Origin of the sequence: Desulfotignum balticum DSM 7044 (assembly GCF_000421285.1) — a bacterium.
Classification (GTDB): Bacteria; Desulfobacterota; Desulfobacteria; order Desulfobacterales; family Desulfobacteraceae; genus Desulfotignum; species Desulfotignum balticum.
Genome location: NZ_ATWO01000001.1, coordinates 3,698,845 through 3,714,955, shown reverse-complemented (window position 1 = coordinate 3,714,955; position 16,111 = coordinate 3,698,845). Strand labels below are relative to the sequence as shown.

Sequence of the window (16,111 nt, the reverse complement as noted above, 5' to 3'; positions counted from 1 at the left end):
TTTTCCCGGATCCGGCTTAATCAGCCGGATGTCGATTTTTTCTTGACAGGTAGTTACAATGTAGCGTAATCATGATCACATTGTATGTGATGTATATAAAAACGCTGGAATCGAGTGTGGCACTCGGATAAAAAAGGATGTCAGGGATTTAAGGTGACAAGGTATTTCAGGTAAAAGTTAACAAGGGGAATAACATGAGGTACGCAGAAACAGGATTCAATTTAGAGGTTGATCTTACCCGGGGGAACATCGAAAAGGTGGCGACCGACCCCAGGGATACAGCACTCTATCTGGGGGGGCTGGGAACAAATGCCAAGATTTTATGGGACCGGGTGGGTCCGGAAGTGACCCCCTTTTCTCCGGAAAACCTGTTGATCTTCAGTGCAGGCCTGCTCTGCGGCACACCTGCCACGGGCTGCAACCGGACGATTTTGTCCACTATTTCCCCCCAGACGGAATTGATGGCGTTTTCCATGATGGGCGGATTCTGGGCCCCGGAACTTAAATATGCCGGATATGACAAAGTGGTTTTGCGGGGTAAGTCTGAAAAACTGGTGTATCTGTGGATTCACAATGATACCGTGGAAATCCGGGATGCATCGCACCTGGCCGGCAAAGGGTCTGTGGAAACGGCTGAAATGATCCGCCAGGAACTCAAACAGCCCAAAGCCCAGGTGGCGGCCATCGGCCTGGCCGGTGAAAACAGGGTATATTATGCTTCCGTGGAACAGGGCCGGTCCTCGGCCAGCCGCGGCGGCATCGGTGCGGTCATGGGGGACAAGCGGGTCAAAGCCATTGCCGTGCGGGGTACCAAAGACATCAACCTGGCAAAGCCCGAAGAATTTATCACGTTGTGCAACGATGTCCTGGCCTATATCAAACACCGGGAGGACAATCCCATTAAAGGTGTGATGACGATTCTCCAGGGTTTGGGATCTCCCCAGGAGATGAAAGTGCATGACGAAAAATGGCACACGGAGAATTTCATGTGGGGCAACTCCCGGACCCGGCGCAAAGGGTTCTGGAACGAGGAGATCGAAGAAGCATGGACCGACACCCTGGAAGGGGCCCGGACCCGGCTCATCTCCTGTTTCAACTGTCCCATGAAATGCGGGGCCACCATCTCCATGCCCGGTGTGCCCACCTATATGATGAAATGCTTTACCAAACTGACCTATACCATGGCGGCGTATTCCGATCTGGACTTTGGTCTCAGGATCGCCCAGAAAGCCACGGAATACGGGCTGGACGGGTTTTCCACCCCCCAGGTCATGGCTTTTGCCCTGGAACTGCTGGAAGCCGGGATTTTAAAACCCGATGATTTCCCGGGCCTGCCGGAATCAAACGAGGACCGGTTTTTCTATCTGCTGGACATGATCGTGAACCGGGAAGGCATCGGCGATGTCCTGGCCAAGGGCACCTACTGGGCTGCCAAAGAGATCGGCAACGGGGCCGAAGAATATGCCCACAACACCATCAAAAAGCATGAACAGCTGCCCTTGAAACTGTCCATGCTCAACCCCATCTATTTTCTGATGTATGCTGTGGGAGAAAAGATCAATATCACCCAGATCGAGGGTCAGTTTCCCCAGGCACCTTTTCCCAAGCGTGAACACAGAGAAAAATTCTGTGAAGACTGGATTCAGGTTCCCCACGAAAAATTCAAACAGTATTTTATTGACTGGGAACTGCGGGGAGAAAATTCCATCCCCTATTATCCCACCGTGGAGATGACCTGTGACATTGTGGAATGGCAGGAGATGATGCATTACATCGATGACGCGCTGGGCCAGTGTGCCGGGTTGTCCTCTTTTCCGCTCAAACCCCCTTACCATATTCATAATTATCCCAAATTCATCTCTGCCGGGGCCGGTATCGACATGGACGAAGAAACGCTCTCCGATGCAGCCAAGCGGTACCGGACCCTGGTACGGGCCGTGAATATCCGGCGGGGCATGAGACGAGAAGATGACAGACCGCCTGAGAATCACTGGAAAAAAAGGTTCCCTGAACTGGAGGAAAAACTGCTGGATGGCTATTACCAGTTGAAAGGCTGGAACAAGGAAGGGATTCCCACCAAAGAGGCCCTGGAGAAAATGGGGTTAGGCTATGTGGCGGATGATTTTATCCAGCGGGGCATCCTTACTGAAGATGAAACCGCAGATGTGCAGACAGAAACACAGACCCAATAGCGTGGAGGGCTCAGACAGTGGCTGGTAAAACAAAAGAAAAGAAAATCGTAAAAACCATAAAGATCGACGTGGACAAGTGCAATGGGTGCCGGGCCTGTGAAGTGATCTGCTCCGCGTTTCATGCATCGCCTAAGTACAGTTCGAATAACCCGGCCAGATCCCGGATCCGGATCATCCGAGAACCGCTGCGGGATATTTATGTGCCCGTGTATGCCGGGGAATATACCATGGCGGAATGTGCGGGCCGGGACAAATACACCATCGACGGCAAGGAATATGACGAATGCTCCTTTTGCCGGGCATCCTGTCCGTCCAGAGAAGAGTTCAAGGAGCCGGATTCCGGTCTGCCGCTGAAATGTGATATGTGTGAAGGCGAAGATGAGCCGTTGTGTGTCAAGTGGTGCCTGGTGGATGCGTTGACCCTGGAAGAGCGGGAAGAAGAGGTGGAAGAGCAGGAGGAGATGGAAGACCTGGAACTGGGTCTGGAATCTCTGGCGGACAAATTCGGCATACAGACGATGATGGACACCCTGGCCCGCATGTCCAAAGATGACAAAAGCAAATAAAAGGACACACCCATGGAGACCTTAGCGCCTTTTTTAGAAGTAATCGACGAGATAAAGGAAGCCGGAGGGGACCCGTTCCAGCTGTGCTTCCAGTGCGGGCTGTGCGACACGGTGTGCCCGTGGAACCGGGTCCGGGATTTCAGCATGCGAAGGCTGGTGAGAGAAGCCGCTTTCGGATTGACGGAAATCGAAGGCGAGGATATCTGGCGGTGCACCACCTGCGGCCGGTGTCCGTCCCAGTGCCCGAGAGGCCTGGGTCAGATCGAGGTGAGCCAGGCCCTGCGCCGGGTGGCCACAGAATACGAGGTGTTTCCCGCGTCCGTCAAATCCGCCCGAAGTGCCCGGGCCAGTGTGATTTCCGAGGGCAATCCCCTCCAGGGAGAGCGGGCGTCCCGGGGAGACTGGGCCAAGGATCTGGATGTCAAGCCTTTTGAATCGGACATGGAGATCCTGTATTTTGTGGGCTGTTATTTTTCCTATGACCCGCGCATGAAAAAAGTGGCCCGGGCCACGGCCAATATTCTGAATAAGGCCGGCGTTGATTTCGGTATTCTGGCGGACAAGGAGAACTGCTGCGGAGAAAGTATCCGCAAGATCGGCAGTGAAAACGTGTTCATCGATCTGGCCAAAACCAACATCAAGACCTTTATCGATGCAGGCGTTAAAAAGATCCTGGTGTCTTCCCCGCACTGCTACCACACCTTTAAAAACGAATACCCGGAGTTCATGGTGAACTTTGAGGTGATTCACATGTCCGAGTATCTGCTGGATTTGATCAATGCCGGGCGCCTGACACTGACCAAGGAGATGGATGAGATCGTGACCTACCATGATCCCTGTTACCTGGGTCGGCACAACAATATTTACGATGCCCCCCGGCTGCTTTTGGAAAAGGTGAAGGGGCTGACCCTGCTGGAAATGGTGGATCACGGGAAAAACAGCCTGTGCTGCGGCGGCGGCGGGGGCCGGATCTGGATGGACACGCCCCAGTCCGAGCGGTTTTCCGACATCCGGCTGAAACAGGCCACGGATGTGGGGGCCAAAGTGCTGGTGACCTCATGCCCCTATTGTATCACCAATTTTGAAGAAAGCCGCCTGAATTTGGCATATGAAGATATCCTGGAGATCAGAGATATTACGGAAATCATCAATGACATGCTGTAAAAGGACCGGGTTGAAACCGGGTATTTTCACAAGCATGTGATAACGATATGATGAGGAGATAAAAAGTGGTAAATGACATACTCCCAATAGATAAAATGCAGCTGTTTTCCGACAGCGTTGCCGGCAGAGATTTCGGAGATGTGATGGTGGTGGGCGGCGGCGTCAGCGGCATTCAGGCCTCTTTAGACCTGGCCACTGCCGGATTCCGGGTTTATCTGGTGGAAAAAAATCCCAGTATCGGCGGACACATGTCCCAGCTGGACAAGACCTTTCCCACCAACGACTGCTCCATGTGAATACTTTCACCCAAACTGGTCGAGGTCGGCCGGCATCCCAACATCGAAGTACTCACATTTACGGAAGTAGAAACCATCGAGGGCGAGAAAGGGGACTTTCAGGTCACTTTAAAAACCCGCCCCAGATATATTATCGAAGAAAAATGCACCGGGTGCACCACCTGCATGGAATACTGCCCCGTGGAATATCCGGATGCGTTCAACCAGGGAATTTCCAACAACAAGGCCGTGCATGTCTATTTTTCACAAGCCATTCCTCTGGTGGCCTATATAGACGACTCCTGCCTGTACCTGTCAGAGAAAAAGTGCGACATCTGCCGGGGGGTGTGCCAGACCGGGGCCATTGATTTCCGCCAGAAACCCACCCGGACAAGGATCAATGTGGGGGCGGTGATTCTGTCGTCCGGAATTACCCCGTTTGATCCGTCCGCCCGGGAGGAATACGGGTATTCCCAGTATACCAATGTGGTCACCAGCATGGATTACGAACGGCTTTTATCCTCCACGGGTCCTTACGGCGGTGAGGTGCGGCGGGGCAGCGACAAGCAACACCCCAAAAATATCGCCTGGATTCAGTGTGTGGGATCGAGAAGGGTGACACCGGGAGACAACTCCTATTGTTCCGGGGTGTGCTGCACCTATACTCAGAAGCAGATGATTCTGACCAAGGACCATGACCCGGATGCCAAATGCACAGTGTTTCATAATGATATCCGGTCATTCGGCAAAGATTTTGAGCGGTATTTCCAGCGGGCCGATGACCTGCCCGATACCCGGTTCATCCGAAGCTATGCATCCGTGGCCGGAGAAAACCCGGAAACCAAAAATATCAAAATTCGATATGCCACGGCCGATCAAGGGGTCAAGGAAGAAGAATTTGACATGGTGGTGCTGTCCGTGGGATTGAACCCGCCCAAAGCCTACAAGGAAATTGCGGAAAAATTCAAGATCGATATCAATGCCCACGGGTTCTGTGACATTGATTCTTCCAACCCGGTCCAGACCAGCCGGCCCGGTATTTTTGTGTCCGGCGCGTTCCAGGGACCCACGGATATTCCGGAATCCGTGTTTACCGCCAGTGGGGCCGGATCCCGGGTGGGGGAGATGCTGAATTTCCGCCGGGGCAAACTGGCCAGGGAAAGGATTTATCCCGAAGAGCGGGATGTGTCCAATGAAGAACCCAGGATCGGTGTGTTTGTGTGCCATTGCGGGGCCAATATTTCCAGCGTGGTCAATGTCCCGTCCACCGTGGAATACGCCAAAACCCTGCCCCATGTGGTCTATGCCCAGGAACAGATCTTTTCGTGTGCCACCAACTCGGCCAGAGAGATCACGGATCTGGCCGTTGAAAAAGGACTGAACCGGGTGGTGATCGCGGCCTGCTCGCCTCGAACCCTGGAACCGCTGTTCAGAGATACGTTGCAAGAAGCCGGACTCAACCAGTATTACCTGGATATGGCCAATATCCGGGAGCACTGCTCCTGGGTCCATTCCAGACAAAAAGAGGAAGCCACCCAAAAAGCCAAAGACATCATGCGCATGTCCGTGGCCCGGGCCGCGCATCTGGAACCTTTGAAAGAATTTGATCTGCCCGTGAACAAAACAGCCCTGGTGGTAGGCGGCGGCATTGCCGGCATGACCTGTGCATTGTCCATTGCCGCCCAGGGACATACTGTGGAACTGGTGGAAAAAAGCAAGGATCTGGGCGGTATGGGACGGCGGATTCACGGCACCCTGGAAGGCCTGGAAGTGCAGGCCTATCTGGATGATCTGATTGCCAAAGTTTATAAAAATCCCCATATTCATGTGTCCCATGAGGCCGAGATCAAAGAGGTGGCCGGATACCTGGGCAATTTCACCACCACGGTACAAACCGAAGGCCGCACCAAAATCATCAAACACGGGGCGTCGGTGCTGGCCATCGGTGCGGATGTGTACAACCCCACGGAATATCTGTACGGGGAAAACGATGCCGTGTTCACTCATCTGGAGATCGGAGAAGAGATCGCCAAAGGCAATGACACGGTCACAGGAGCGGAAAGCCTGGTGATGATTCAGTGTGTGGGCTCCAGAAATGAGACCCACAACTATTGTTCCCGGGTATGCTGTGGCCATGCCGTGAAAAACGCCCTGAAACTCAAGGAAAAGAACCCGGACATGCGCATCTATATTCTGTTCCGGGATATGCGCACCTATGGATTCAAAGAAGATGCCTATCGCAAAGCATCGGAACTGGGGGTGCAGTTCATCCGGTATACCCCGGAAGACCCGCCGGAGGTGGAAGCCATCTCTGAGGGCGGCAAAGACATGATCCGGGTGACCGTGACGGATCCGATTTTAGGGAACCGCCTGGAACTGGATGCCGACATCCTGTCTTTGGCCGCCGCGGTCCGACCGCCGGCATCCATTCATGACATCGCGGCCAAGTTCAAGGTAACCCTGAGCCCGGACGAGTTTTTCAAGGAAGCCCATGTGAAACTCAAACCCGTGGAATTTGCCGCGGACGGGGTGTTTCTGTGTGGGACGGCCCATTATCCCAAGCATATCCCGGAAACCATCAACCAGGCCTATGGGGCCGCCGGAAGGGTGATCACGCTGTTGTCCAAAGACACGGTGGTGGCATCGGGTTCCGTGGCCAAGGTGAATGAAGACGAATGCGTATCCTGCGGGGCCTGTATCACGGCGTGCACCTACGGGGCCATTCAGTTTCACGATACGCCCAAAGGCAAGAAAGCCATTGTCAATCCGGTCCTGTGCAAGGGCGACGGGCTGTGCAATGCCAAATGTCCCACCAATGCCATCGTGCTCAAGCATTTTACCAATGAGGCGTTGTTCGGACAGATCGATGCGGCGGTCACAGCGGATCAGATTGCCGCACAGATGGATGCCGCACTGGAAGAGGCATGAATATGAAAAGCCTTTCAAAAAAAGGAGATCCTAACCCATGAGTGCAGGTCAAGAATTTAAGCCGAAACTGCTGGGATTTGTCTGCCACTGGTGAGCATACGGGGCAGCGGACCTGGCTGGAGTTTCCAGACTACAATATGCAAATGAGATGCGGCTGATCCGGGTGATGTGTTCGGGCCGGGTGGACCTGGAGTTTATCTTCCGGGCGTTTTCCAACGGTCACGACGGGGTGTTCATCGGCGGATGCAAACTCGATGAATGCAACTATGTCACCCACGGCAATTACGATGCCTATGCCAACACCTATATCGCCAAACGAATATTGACCCATATCGGTCTGAACCCGGACCGGCTGAGAACCGACTTCATGTCCGGGGCTGACGGCCATCTGCTGGCCCAGTATACGGATGACTTCAGCCGGCAGATCACGGAAATAGGCCCTTTGGGATCCAGCGAAGGCCTGGACCCGGACACGGTGAAGTTCAAGCTGGCGGCCGCCAGAAATCTGGTGCCGTTCATCCGCCTGGCGGAAAGAGAAAAACTGCGGGTGCCGCTGAAATCCAAAAAAGCCTATCAGGCATTTTTCAGCCGCCCGGACACGGATGACCTGTTTGACCGGATGCTCACGGACAAACTGGCCGTGAGCCAGATTCTGCTGCTGTTAAAGGAGAAACCGCTGTCCACCGGTGATATCTCCGGGCAGCTGGGGTTGAACCCGTCCGAGGTGTCCCGTCATATGATCACCTCTTCCCGTCACGGTATGGTCAAATATGATACGGCCAGTAATTGTTACGCACTGGCCAGGGCATAACCTAACTTAATTTTGTGGGAAGCATCCGATGGAAATTGAAAAAATAGATCAGATAATCGAGAAGCACCATGGCGAGGCCAGCAATCTGCTCCAGATCATGCTGGACATTCAAAGCGAGAACAACTGGCTTTCCAAACAGGCGCTGGCGCGGGTCAGTGAAAAACTGTCCGTTCCCATGACCCGGATTCAGCATATTGCCACGTTTTACAAGGCATTCAGTCTGGTGCCCAAAGGACGGCACAAAGTGCATATCTGTGTGGGCACGGCCTGTCATGTCAGAGGCGCCACCCGGATTCTGGATACAGTGGAGGAAGCCACGGGCATCAAGCCCGGAGAGACGGATCTGGATCTGAAATTCAGCCTGGAGACGGTCAACTGTCTGGGGTGCTGCGCCCTGGGGCCTGTGATGGAAGTGGACGGCAAGGTTCATGGAAAAATGTCACCGGTCAAGGCGTCCAAAGCCTTGAAAACATATGAATAGGGGAAAATTATGGCACGGTTAGAAACGCCGGAAGCGTTGGAAAGTTTTCGGCAGGAGATATTGTCCCGAAGAGATCCTGACAGCCCCTGTGTGTCCATTTGTGCGGGTGCCGGGTGTGTGGCATCGGGTGCGGATGAAGTCATTGCCGTATTTGAAAAGGAGATCGAGGCAAAAGGGTTGTCCGCCACAGTGTCCACCAAAGGAACGGGATGCCCGGGATTCTGTGAACAGGGCCCCGTGGTGGTGATCTATCCCGAAGAGATCTGTTATCTTCAGGTGCAGGCCAAAGATGTGCCCGAGATCGTGGCACAGACCATTGAAAACAAACAGGTGGTGGAACGGTTGTGCTACAAAGACCCGGCCACAGGGGAACGGGCCGTCAAGGAATCGGATATTCCGTTTTACCGGTCCCAGCAGCGCACGGTGTTATGCAACAACATCAAAATCGATTCCAAGCGCATTGAAGATTACCTGGCTTTGGGCGGATATGCGGCCCTGGCCAAGGCCCTGGGTCAGATGACCGATCTGGAAGTACTGGAAGAGGTGAAAAAATCCAATATCCGGGGCCGGGGCGGGGCCGGGTTTCCGGCCGGCCGAAAATGGGAAGGTTCCAGAAATGCAAAAGAGCCCATCAAATATGTGATCGTGAATGCGGATGAAGGTGATCCCGGCGCGTTCATGGACCGGGCCCTTCTGGAGGGCAATCCCCATTCCATCCTGGAAGGACTGATTTTAGGCGGATATGCCGTCGGCGCCCATGAAGGGTATTTTTATGTGCGACAGGAATATCCGCTGGCCGTGAAAAACATTCATCTGGCCATCCAGCAGGCGGAACATTACGGGCTTTTGGGAGAGAACATTCTGGGGTCCGGCTTTGACTTCAAGGTGATCGTGCACCAGGGGGCCGGGGCGTTTGTGTGCGGAGAATCCACGGCCCTGATGACGTCTCTGGAAGGCAAGGCCGGAGAACCCCGGCCCAAGTATGTCCGGTCCAATGTCAAAGGATTGTGGGAACGGCCGTCGGTTTTGAACAACGTGGAAACCTGGGCCAACATCCCCTTGATCATCGACAAAGGAGCGGACTGGTTCACCTCCGTGGGCACGGACAGCTCCAAAGGCACCAAGATCTTTTCCCTGGTGGGAAAAATCACCAACACCGGTCTGGTGGAAGTGCCCATGGGCATGACATTACGAGAAATCATCTATGATATCGGCGGCGGGATTCCCAACAACAAGAAATTCAAGGCCGTTCAGACGGGCGGACCCTCCGGGGGCTGTATCCCGGAACACCTGCTGGACCTGCAGGTGGGGTTTGACGAACTCACCAAGGCCGGGTCCATGATGGGATCCGGCGGCATGATCGTCATGGACGAGGACACCTGCATGGTGGACGTGGCCAGATATTTTATCGCGTTTCTCACGGATGAATCCTGCGGCAAGTGCGTGCCCTGCAGAGAAGGGCTGCGCCAGATGCACCGGATTTTGACCAATATCACCCAGGGCAAAGGCAAACAAGGCGATATCGAACTGCTGGAGGAACTGGCGGAAACCGCCGTGGAAGCGTCCTTGTGCGCCCTGGGAAAAAGTGCGCCCAATCCGTTTTTAAGTACGTTGAAATATTTCAGAGAAGAATATGAGGCACATATCAACGACAAACGGTGTCCGGCCCTGGCCTGCAAGGAATTGATCAATTTTTACATTGATCCGGACAGATGCACAGGCTGCGGCACCTGCCGCAAGCAGTGCCCGGCTGATGCCATAAACGGAGACAAGAACCTGATCCACATCATTGATCAGGATAAATGCACCCGGTGCGGCACCTGTTTTGAGGTGTGTCCGCCGAAATTTTCTTCCGTGGTCAAACTCTCAGGTGAACCCGTGCCGGACCCCGTGCCCGAAGAAGAGCGCACCATCCGGAAAAAAACGAAAGAGAAAGGATAGGCCATCATGGGTGATATACAATTTGAAATCGATGGACAGACCGTGACAGCGGTTCCGGGCATGACTGTTCTGGAAGTGGCCCAGAAACACGGGATCTATATCCCCACCCTGTGCCATCATGAAAAACTGGAGCCGTTCGGCGGCTGCCGGCTGTGTATCGTGGAAGTGGAGGACCGGGGCTGGACCAAGTATGTGGTGTCCTGCGTATTCCCGGCAGCCGGCGGTATCATCGTGAGAACCCGGTCTGAAAAAGTGGACCGGCTGCGTAAAACCATTCTTGAGCTGCTCATGGCCCATGCACCGGATGCGCCTCAGTTGGTGGAACTGGCAAAAGTTTACGGGGCAGACCCCAACCGGTATGAAAGCGATCCTTCTTTTTGCATCCATTGCGGCCTGTGCGTGCGGTATTGTGCGGAAGTGGCCCAGAAAAACGCCATCGGATTCGTGGACCGGGGCATCAACAAAGAGATCAGCTTTGTACCGGAAATTGCGGCCCAATACTGCAATGACTGCAAGGCGTGCTTTCCCTTGTGCCCCACCTCCTATCTCCAGGCCGCATTTGTCTATGCCCAGGCCATGACGTTTCCGGGTGCAGGGCATAATTGATAACCAGTTGATTCAAAAATGCGGCAAGTTGTGCAGAATATCAGGATGAAATTACTTTGATTTGATTGTTTAAAACCACGAAGAACACGAAGTATATGAAAAGACTATTTCTTCGTGTTCTTCGTGGTCTTCGTGGTAAGAAAATTCAATAGCGATGAAGGCCTGAAATAGATGGGTGGCCGGCAGGAATGAATGGACCGTGTGTTTCCTGGTGCATAAGCATGGACTTTTTGATGGAAACCAGGTAAAATGAAAAATTATTTTATGACGATAATCCAGGACAAAAGGATCGGAAAAAGGGTGGATATCAAAAAAAGACATACCCAGCAGTTCAGGGTGTTTGAATGCAGTACTGACACCTGCGATCCCATTTCCATGGACCTGATCGGGGAAGAGCCTTTTTTGATCCGCATCGAGGACCACCCCTATTCCGTGGTGATGCGGACCCCGGGCAATGAAATCTGGCATGCGGCCGGGTTCTGTCTGGGGGAGGGCCTGGTGAACCGGCCGGAAGATATCCGGACCATCGGATATGATGTCAACCTGGATCCCAATGTCATCGATATCTGGCTGACAAAAGAGCGCAAAAATAAGATCGGTCATCTGCTCAAGCGAAAAAGCTTTGTCAGCCAGACCAGCTGCGGTATCTGCGGCAAAGAGATGCTCAAAGACATTCAGTCTTCGGTGCAGCCGGCCCCGGACGGATTCAAGCTGTCCCTGGACCGGGCCATGACCTGTATCGCCGCTCTGTCCAAAAATCAGAAATTCTACCAGCGGACCCGGGGGTCCCATGCCGCCCTGCTGTTCGGCCCTGATGGAGAGACCCTGGCATTTGCCGAAGATGTCGGCCGACACAACGGTCTGGACAAGGCCGTGGGCAAAGCGTTTCTGGATCATACCCTGGCTCGGGCCCGGATTCTGGTTTTGTCATCCCGGATCAGCTATGAACTGGTTCAGAAAGCGGCCCGGGCCCGGATTCCGGTGATTATTTCCAATTCCCGGCCCACGGCCCTGGCAGCGACCATGGGAAAATCATTGAACATGACTCTGGCGTTTCCTGTCGGAGAAGACCAGATCATGGTGGTATGCGGTGAGCACCGTTTTATTCACAACAGCAATTACATGCGGGGAATCTCCTGAAGCCTGGGAGGACTTACCCCCGAATCTGATTTAAATACTGAGGAGGAACCATTGAAAATCTTGACAACTGTGAAAAAAGTCGTTGACGTGGAGTTGAATATCCATGTGGAGAACGGCGCTATTCTGGACAAAGGGTTGCAGTATGTGATCAATGCCTGGGATGAGAATGCCGTGGAAGCCGCGGTTCAGCTCAAGGAATCCCACAAGGCGGACACCACGCTGGTATCTCTGGGCAGTGGGGACAATACCGATATCATTCGAAAATGCTATGCCATGGGCATCGACAATGCCATCCACATCGATGATCCGGCCCTGGCAAAAGCGGATTCTCCCACCTTTGCCAGAGTGCTTCAGAAAGTCTATGAAGCAGGGGACTATGATCTGGTGATCACGGGCAAGCAGGCCCAGGACACGGACGCGGGCCAGGCCGGTATCATGCTGGCTCAATTTTTGAACATTCCCTGCGTCAGCAATGTGATCAAGATCGAGGTCACGGATGACTCCCATATCCAGGTATCCCGACTGGGGGATGCAGGCACGGAAATTCTCGATGTGACCCTGCCGGCCGTGATCACGGTGAGCGATGGGATCAATGAACCCCGTCTGCCGGCCATGCGGGGCATCATGATGGCCAAGAAGAAAAAGATCAATGTCATGGACCTGGCCGGGCTGGGGACATCTTTTGAAGACGTGGGGGGGACCGCCCCGACATCCGAGATCGTGGAATTCATGCCCACGGAAAAACGCAAAGGTGGACAGAAATTCGAAGGTGAGCCCGCTGAAGTCACTGCCAAGGTAGTGGATCTGCTGGTGAATGAAGCCAAGGTGTTATAACCCCATATCAATCGTGAAGGATACAGACCATGACAAATATACTTGTAGTTGCAGATATTAAACAGGGGGAGCTCAAAGGGAGCACTGCCGAATTGCTGTCCAAGGCCCGGGCTTTGGGGGCGGATACCGCTGTTGTGGCCGTGGGCGGCCAGGTGAAGGATCTGGCGGATCAGCTGGCCGCCGCCGGATCCGATACCCAGTTTATCGTGGAGGATGCCTCCCTGGAGATTTTTTCCGCCAACCCGTTTGCCGCAGCCGTTGTCAAGGCGGCCAATGAATTCAACGCCGATATGGTGTGGTTTGGATTTTCCGAAACCGGCAAGGCAGCGGCACCCCGGGTGGCCGTGCAGCTGGAAGCCGCCTGTGCCACGGAAATTATAGACGTGACCATTGACGGGGATGCGGTTCAGATCATTCGTCCCGCCATTGCCAACAAGGTGCTGCAAAAGGTGAAGGTCAACACCCCGAAACTGGTGGCTGTGGTCCGGGCCGGTGCGTTTGAAGCGGACCCGGAAATTGCAGGCAAAGAAAACGTGGTCGCCCTGGATCCCCCGGAAACCGATACTGGTGCCAAAATCAAGGAACTGATTTCCGATGCATCCGGTGAAATCGATCTGACGGATGCGGATATCGTGGTGTCCGTGGGACGCGGTGCCAAGGATCAGACCGGCGTGGATATGGTCAAGGCCCTGGCGGATGATCTGGCTGCCGGATTCGGCTCTTCCCGGGCCATGGTGGATGCCGGGTTGATGGCCCACAACAAGCAGGTGGGCCAGACCGGAAAAATCGTGGCCCCGTCTCTGTACATTGCCGTGGGTATTTCCGGGGCAATTCAGCATCTGGCGGGCATGAACGGGTCCAAGGTGATCCTGGCCGTGAACAAGGACCCGGAAGCGCCGATTTTCAATGTGGCGGATTTTGGGATTGTCGGGGACCTCTTTGATGTGGTACCATTGCTCAAAGAAGAAATCAAAAAAATACGGGCGTAACAGCCCGCAACCCTGAACCTTAGAAATTTGTACATGAGGTAGATATGAGTCCGTTGTTCATGACCCTTTTGCTAGTGGTGGGCCTGGGCATTTTTGCCAGGACCATGTATCAGAGAATCCTTTTGCTCATGGCCCTGGAGCCGGCGGACCGGTTCAACCGGATCAAAGACCGGCTCAAAAACATGGTGATCATCGCCCTGGGCCAGAAACGCCTGGTGGGCCGGAAAAAAGAACGGGCCGCCGGTATCATGCACGCCCTGATTTTCTGGGGATTCTGTGTCCTGCTCATCCGTTCCATCACCCTGTACGGCGAAGGATATGTCCACGGGTTCCAGCTGCCTTTGCTGGGGGAATCCTCTGTTCTGGGATACCTGTACATCGCTTTGAAGGATATCATGGAAGGGGTGGTTCTGATCATGGTGATCTGGGCGTTCTACCGGCGCCTGGTGGTCAAGCCGCCCCGGCTTCACAACACCTGGGAAGCCTATCTGGTCCTGGGCATGATCGGGGTGCTGATGATCTCGGACCTGCTGTATGACGGGGCCCGGTTCAACCTGATCGCCTCATACGGCAATCCCGGGGACCTGCATTATTTCAACAACCCGACATTCGGCCAGGAGTTTCTCTGGACCCCGGTGACCATCCTGGCCGGCAACGTGATCTCCGGTTTTTCCGCCGTGGGCATGGAACGGGTCATGGGGTTGATGTTCTGGATTCATATCATCACCCAGCTCACGTTTCTGAATTTTCTGCCTTTAGGCAAACATTTTCATGTGATTACCTCTTTACCCAACGTATTCCTTAAAAGCCTGGATTATCCCCATGACAAGATCAAACTGCTGGATCTGGAAGATGAATCCGTGTGGGAAGAAGAAACCTTAGGCGTCAATCACCTGCATCAGCTCAACTGGAAACAGGGACTGGACCTGTACACCTGTACGGAGTGCGGCCGGTGCAAGGAAGTGTGTCCCACCTATGTCACGGACAAGCCGTTGAATCTGCATGATTTCAATGACACCCTCAAAGCGGAACTTTATGCCAATGCCGACAATTTGATCCTTCGGGCAAAACTGGCCAGAACCTTGACCGGGGATGCGGAAAAAGATGCCAAGACCAAGGAAAAGATGGCCGTGTTCAAACCGGAAAAAGCCCTGGTAGGAGAAGTGATCGCCCTGGATACCTTGTGGGCCTGCACCACCTGCCGGGCCTGTGAGCAGGTGTGTCCGGTGACCATCGAGCATGTGCCCCGGATCATTGCCATGCGCCAGGGACAGACCCTGATGCAGGGGGAATATCCCCAGGAACTCAACACCGCCTTCAAAGGTCTTGAGCGCAACGGCAATCCCTGGGGTATCGGGTATGACAAGCGGGCTGACTGGGCCGAAGGTCTGGATGTCAAGCTCATGGCTGATCATCCGGATGCCGAGTATCTCTTGTGGGTGGGATGTGCCGGATCATTTGATGACCGGACCCAGAAGGTGACCAAAGCCCTGGTGAAGATTCTGAAAGCCGCTAAAGTTGATTTTGCCATCTTGGGCACGGAAGAAAAATGCACGGGTGATTTTGCCCGCAGGACCGGTAACGAGATGATGTATCAGATGATGGCCACGGAAAACATCGAGGTGCTCAACGGATACAATGTGAAAAAGATCATTGCGGCCTGCCCCCACTGCCTGAATACCCTCAAACATGACTATCCCCAGATGGGGGGGCACTATGAGGTGGTTCATCACAGTGCGTTCATCAATCAGCTCATTGCGGATGGCAAAATCCGGGTGAAAAAATCTTTGGCAGGCATGCTTACCTACCATGATCCCTGCTATCTGGGCCGGTACAATGAGATTTACGATGCCCCCAGAAATGTGTTGAACACCCTGTCCAGCCAGGGCCTGAATGAACTGCCGCGCCACGGCACGGAAAGTTTCTGCTGCGGGGCCGGCGGGGGCCGCATGTGGATGGAAGAGACCATTGGATCCCGCATCAATGTGGAACGGTCTAAAGAGATCGTGGCTGAAAATGCGGAAACCGTGGCCGTGGGCTGTCCCTTCTGCCTGACCATGATCGAGGACGGCATGAAGGAACTCAACAAGGACGAAGATATCAAGACCCGGGATATTGCTGAACTGGTGGCGGAACATCTCGCTTAGAAAGCCGGGACAGCCAGACAGCCAGCTAGACAGACAA

At 54.0% G+C, this 16,111-nt stretch carries 13 protein-coding genes and 1 pseudogene; all 14 read left to right on the top strand.

All coding sequences use genetic code 11. The annotated features are described in order from the left end of the window. Positions 1-194: 194 nt before the first annotated feature. The 14 genes and pseudogenes from K365_RS0118735 (at position 195) to K365_RS0118675 (ending at position 16,074) form a co-directional block, all read left to right on the top strand. Positions 195-2,192, top strand: coding sequence for an aldehyde ferredoxin oxidoreductase N-terminal domain-containing protein (locus K365_RS0118735; protein ID WP_024335814.1), 1,998 nt, complete (start codon positions 195-197; stop codon positions 2,190-2,192). Between the two features lie 17 nt (positions 2,193-2,209). Then, positions 2,210-2,758: a 4Fe-4S dicluster domain-containing protein gene (locus K365_RS0118730; RefSeq protein WP_006965650.1), complete on the top strand. Its 549-nt coding sequence runs from the start codon at positions 2,210-2,212 to the stop codon at positions 2,756-2,758. 12 nt (positions 2,759-2,770) lie between these two features. Next, positions 2,771-3,922 carry a (Fe-S)-binding protein gene (locus K365_RS0118725; protein ID WP_024335813.1) on the top strand — a complete coding sequence of 384 codons (1,152 nt, stop codon included), beginning with the start codon at positions 2,771-2,773 and terminating at the stop codon, positions 3,920-3,922. Positions 3,923-3,987: 65 nt separating this feature from the next. Continuing rightward, positions 3,988-4,218: an FAD-dependent oxidoreductase gene (locus tag K365_RS29635; protein ID WP_006965652.1), complete on the top strand. Its 231-nt coding sequence runs from the start codon at positions 3,988-3,990 to the stop codon at positions 4,216-4,218. Next, positions 4,219-7,125 carry a 4Fe-4S binding protein gene (locus tag K365_RS0118715; protein WP_492207310.1) on the top strand — a complete coding sequence of 969 codons (2,907 nt, stop codon included), beginning with the start codon at positions 4,219-4,221 and terminating at the stop codon, positions 7,123-7,125. Between the two features lie 106 nt (positions 7,126-7,231). After that, positions 7,232-7,552, top strand: a pseudogene (locus tag K365_RS29630) (hydrogenase iron-sulfur subunit); the annotation flags it as partial. 192 nt (positions 7,553-7,744) lie between these two features. Further along, on the top strand, positions 7,745-7,936 hold the full coding sequence (locus K365_RS29625; RefSeq protein WP_492207309.1) for a helix-turn-helix domain-containing protein: 192 nt from the start codon (positions 7,745-7,747) through the stop codon (positions 7,934-7,936). Between the two features lie 28 nt (positions 7,937-7,964). Continuing rightward, positions 7,965-8,417, top strand: a complete 453-nt coding sequence (locus tag K365_RS0118705) for a complex I 24 kDa subunit family protein (RefSeq protein WP_006965655.1) — start codon at positions 7,965-7,967, stop codon at positions 8,415-8,417. A gap of 9 nt (positions 8,418-8,426) precedes the next feature. Continuing rightward, complete coding sequence (locus K365_RS0118700) at positions 8,427-10,358, top strand: NADH-quinone oxidoreductase subunit NuoF (protein WP_024335810.1); 1,932 nt, start codon at positions 8,427-8,429, stop codon at positions 10,356-10,358. 6 nt (positions 10,359-10,364) lie between these two features. Next, positions 10,365-10,964, top strand: coding sequence for a 2Fe-2S iron-sulfur cluster-binding protein (locus tag K365_RS0118695; RefSeq protein ID WP_024335809.1), 600 nt, complete (start codon positions 10,365-10,367; stop codon positions 10,962-10,964). Between the two features lie 249 nt (positions 10,965-11,213). Next, entirely contained in the window at positions 11,214-12,104 is an 891-nt protein-coding gene (gene fdhD / locus K365_RS0118690; RefSeq protein WP_024335808.1) for a formate dehydrogenase accessory sulfurtransferase FdhD, read from the top strand. A gap of 51 nt (positions 12,105-12,155) precedes the next feature. Next, positions 12,156-12,938 (top strand): electron transfer flavoprotein subunit beta/FixA family protein, encoded by a 783-nt coding sequence (locus K365_RS0118685; protein ID WP_006965659.1) that lies wholly within the window; start codon positions 12,156-12,158, stop codon positions 12,936-12,938. A 29-nt stretch (positions 12,939-12,967) separates the two neighbouring features. Then, positions 12,968-13,927: an electron transfer flavoprotein subunit alpha/FixB family protein gene (locus K365_RS0118680; protein WP_024335807.1), complete on the top strand. Its 960-nt coding sequence runs from the start codon at positions 12,968-12,970 to the stop codon at positions 13,925-13,927. A 44-nt stretch (positions 13,928-13,971) separates the two neighbouring features. After that, positions 13,972-16,074, top strand: a complete 2,103-nt coding sequence (locus K365_RS0118675) for a (Fe-S)-binding protein (protein WP_024335806.1) — start codon at positions 13,972-13,974, stop codon at positions 16,072-16,074. Positions 16,075-16,111: the final 37 nt, after the last annotated feature.

What these genes read in the sequence shown, in the direction of transcription:
- K365_RS0118725 (WP_024335813.1), top strand. Translation starts at nt 2,771, where the DNA reads ATGGAGACCTTAGCGCCTTTTTTAGAAGTAATCGACGAGATAAAGGAA.
- K365_RS0118700 (WP_024335810.1), top strand. Translation starts at nt 8,427, where the DNA reads ATGGCACGGTTAGAAACGCCGGAAGCGTTGGAAAGTTTTCGGCAGGAG.
- K365_RS0118680 (WP_024335807.1), top strand. Translation starts at nt 12,968, where the DNA reads ATGACAAATATACTTGTAGTTGCAGATATTAAACAGGGGGAGCTCAAA.
- fdhD (WP_024335808.1), top strand. Translation starts at nt 11,214, where the DNA reads ATGAAAAATTATTTTATGACGATAATCCAGGACAAAAGGATCGGAAAA.
- K365_RS0118705 (WP_006965655.1), top strand. Translation starts at nt 7,965, where the DNA reads ATGGAAATTGAAAAAATAGATCAGATAATCGAGAAGCACCATGGCGAG.
- K365_RS0118735 (WP_024335814.1), top strand. Translation starts at nt 195, where the DNA reads ATGAGGTACGCAGAAACAGGATTCAATTTAGAGGTTGATCTTACCCGG.
- K365_RS0118675 (WP_024335806.1), top strand. Translation starts at nt 13,972, where the DNA reads ATGAGTCCGTTGTTCATGACCCTTTTGCTAGTGGTGGGCCTGGGCATT.
- K365_RS29625 (WP_492207309.1), top strand. Translation starts at nt 7,745, where the DNA reads ATGCTCACGGACAAACTGGCCGTGAGCCAGATTCTGCTGCTGTTAAAG.
- K365_RS0118695 (WP_024335809.1), top strand. Translation starts at nt 10,365, where the DNA reads ATGGGTGATATACAATTTGAAATCGATGGACAGACCGTGACAGCGGTT.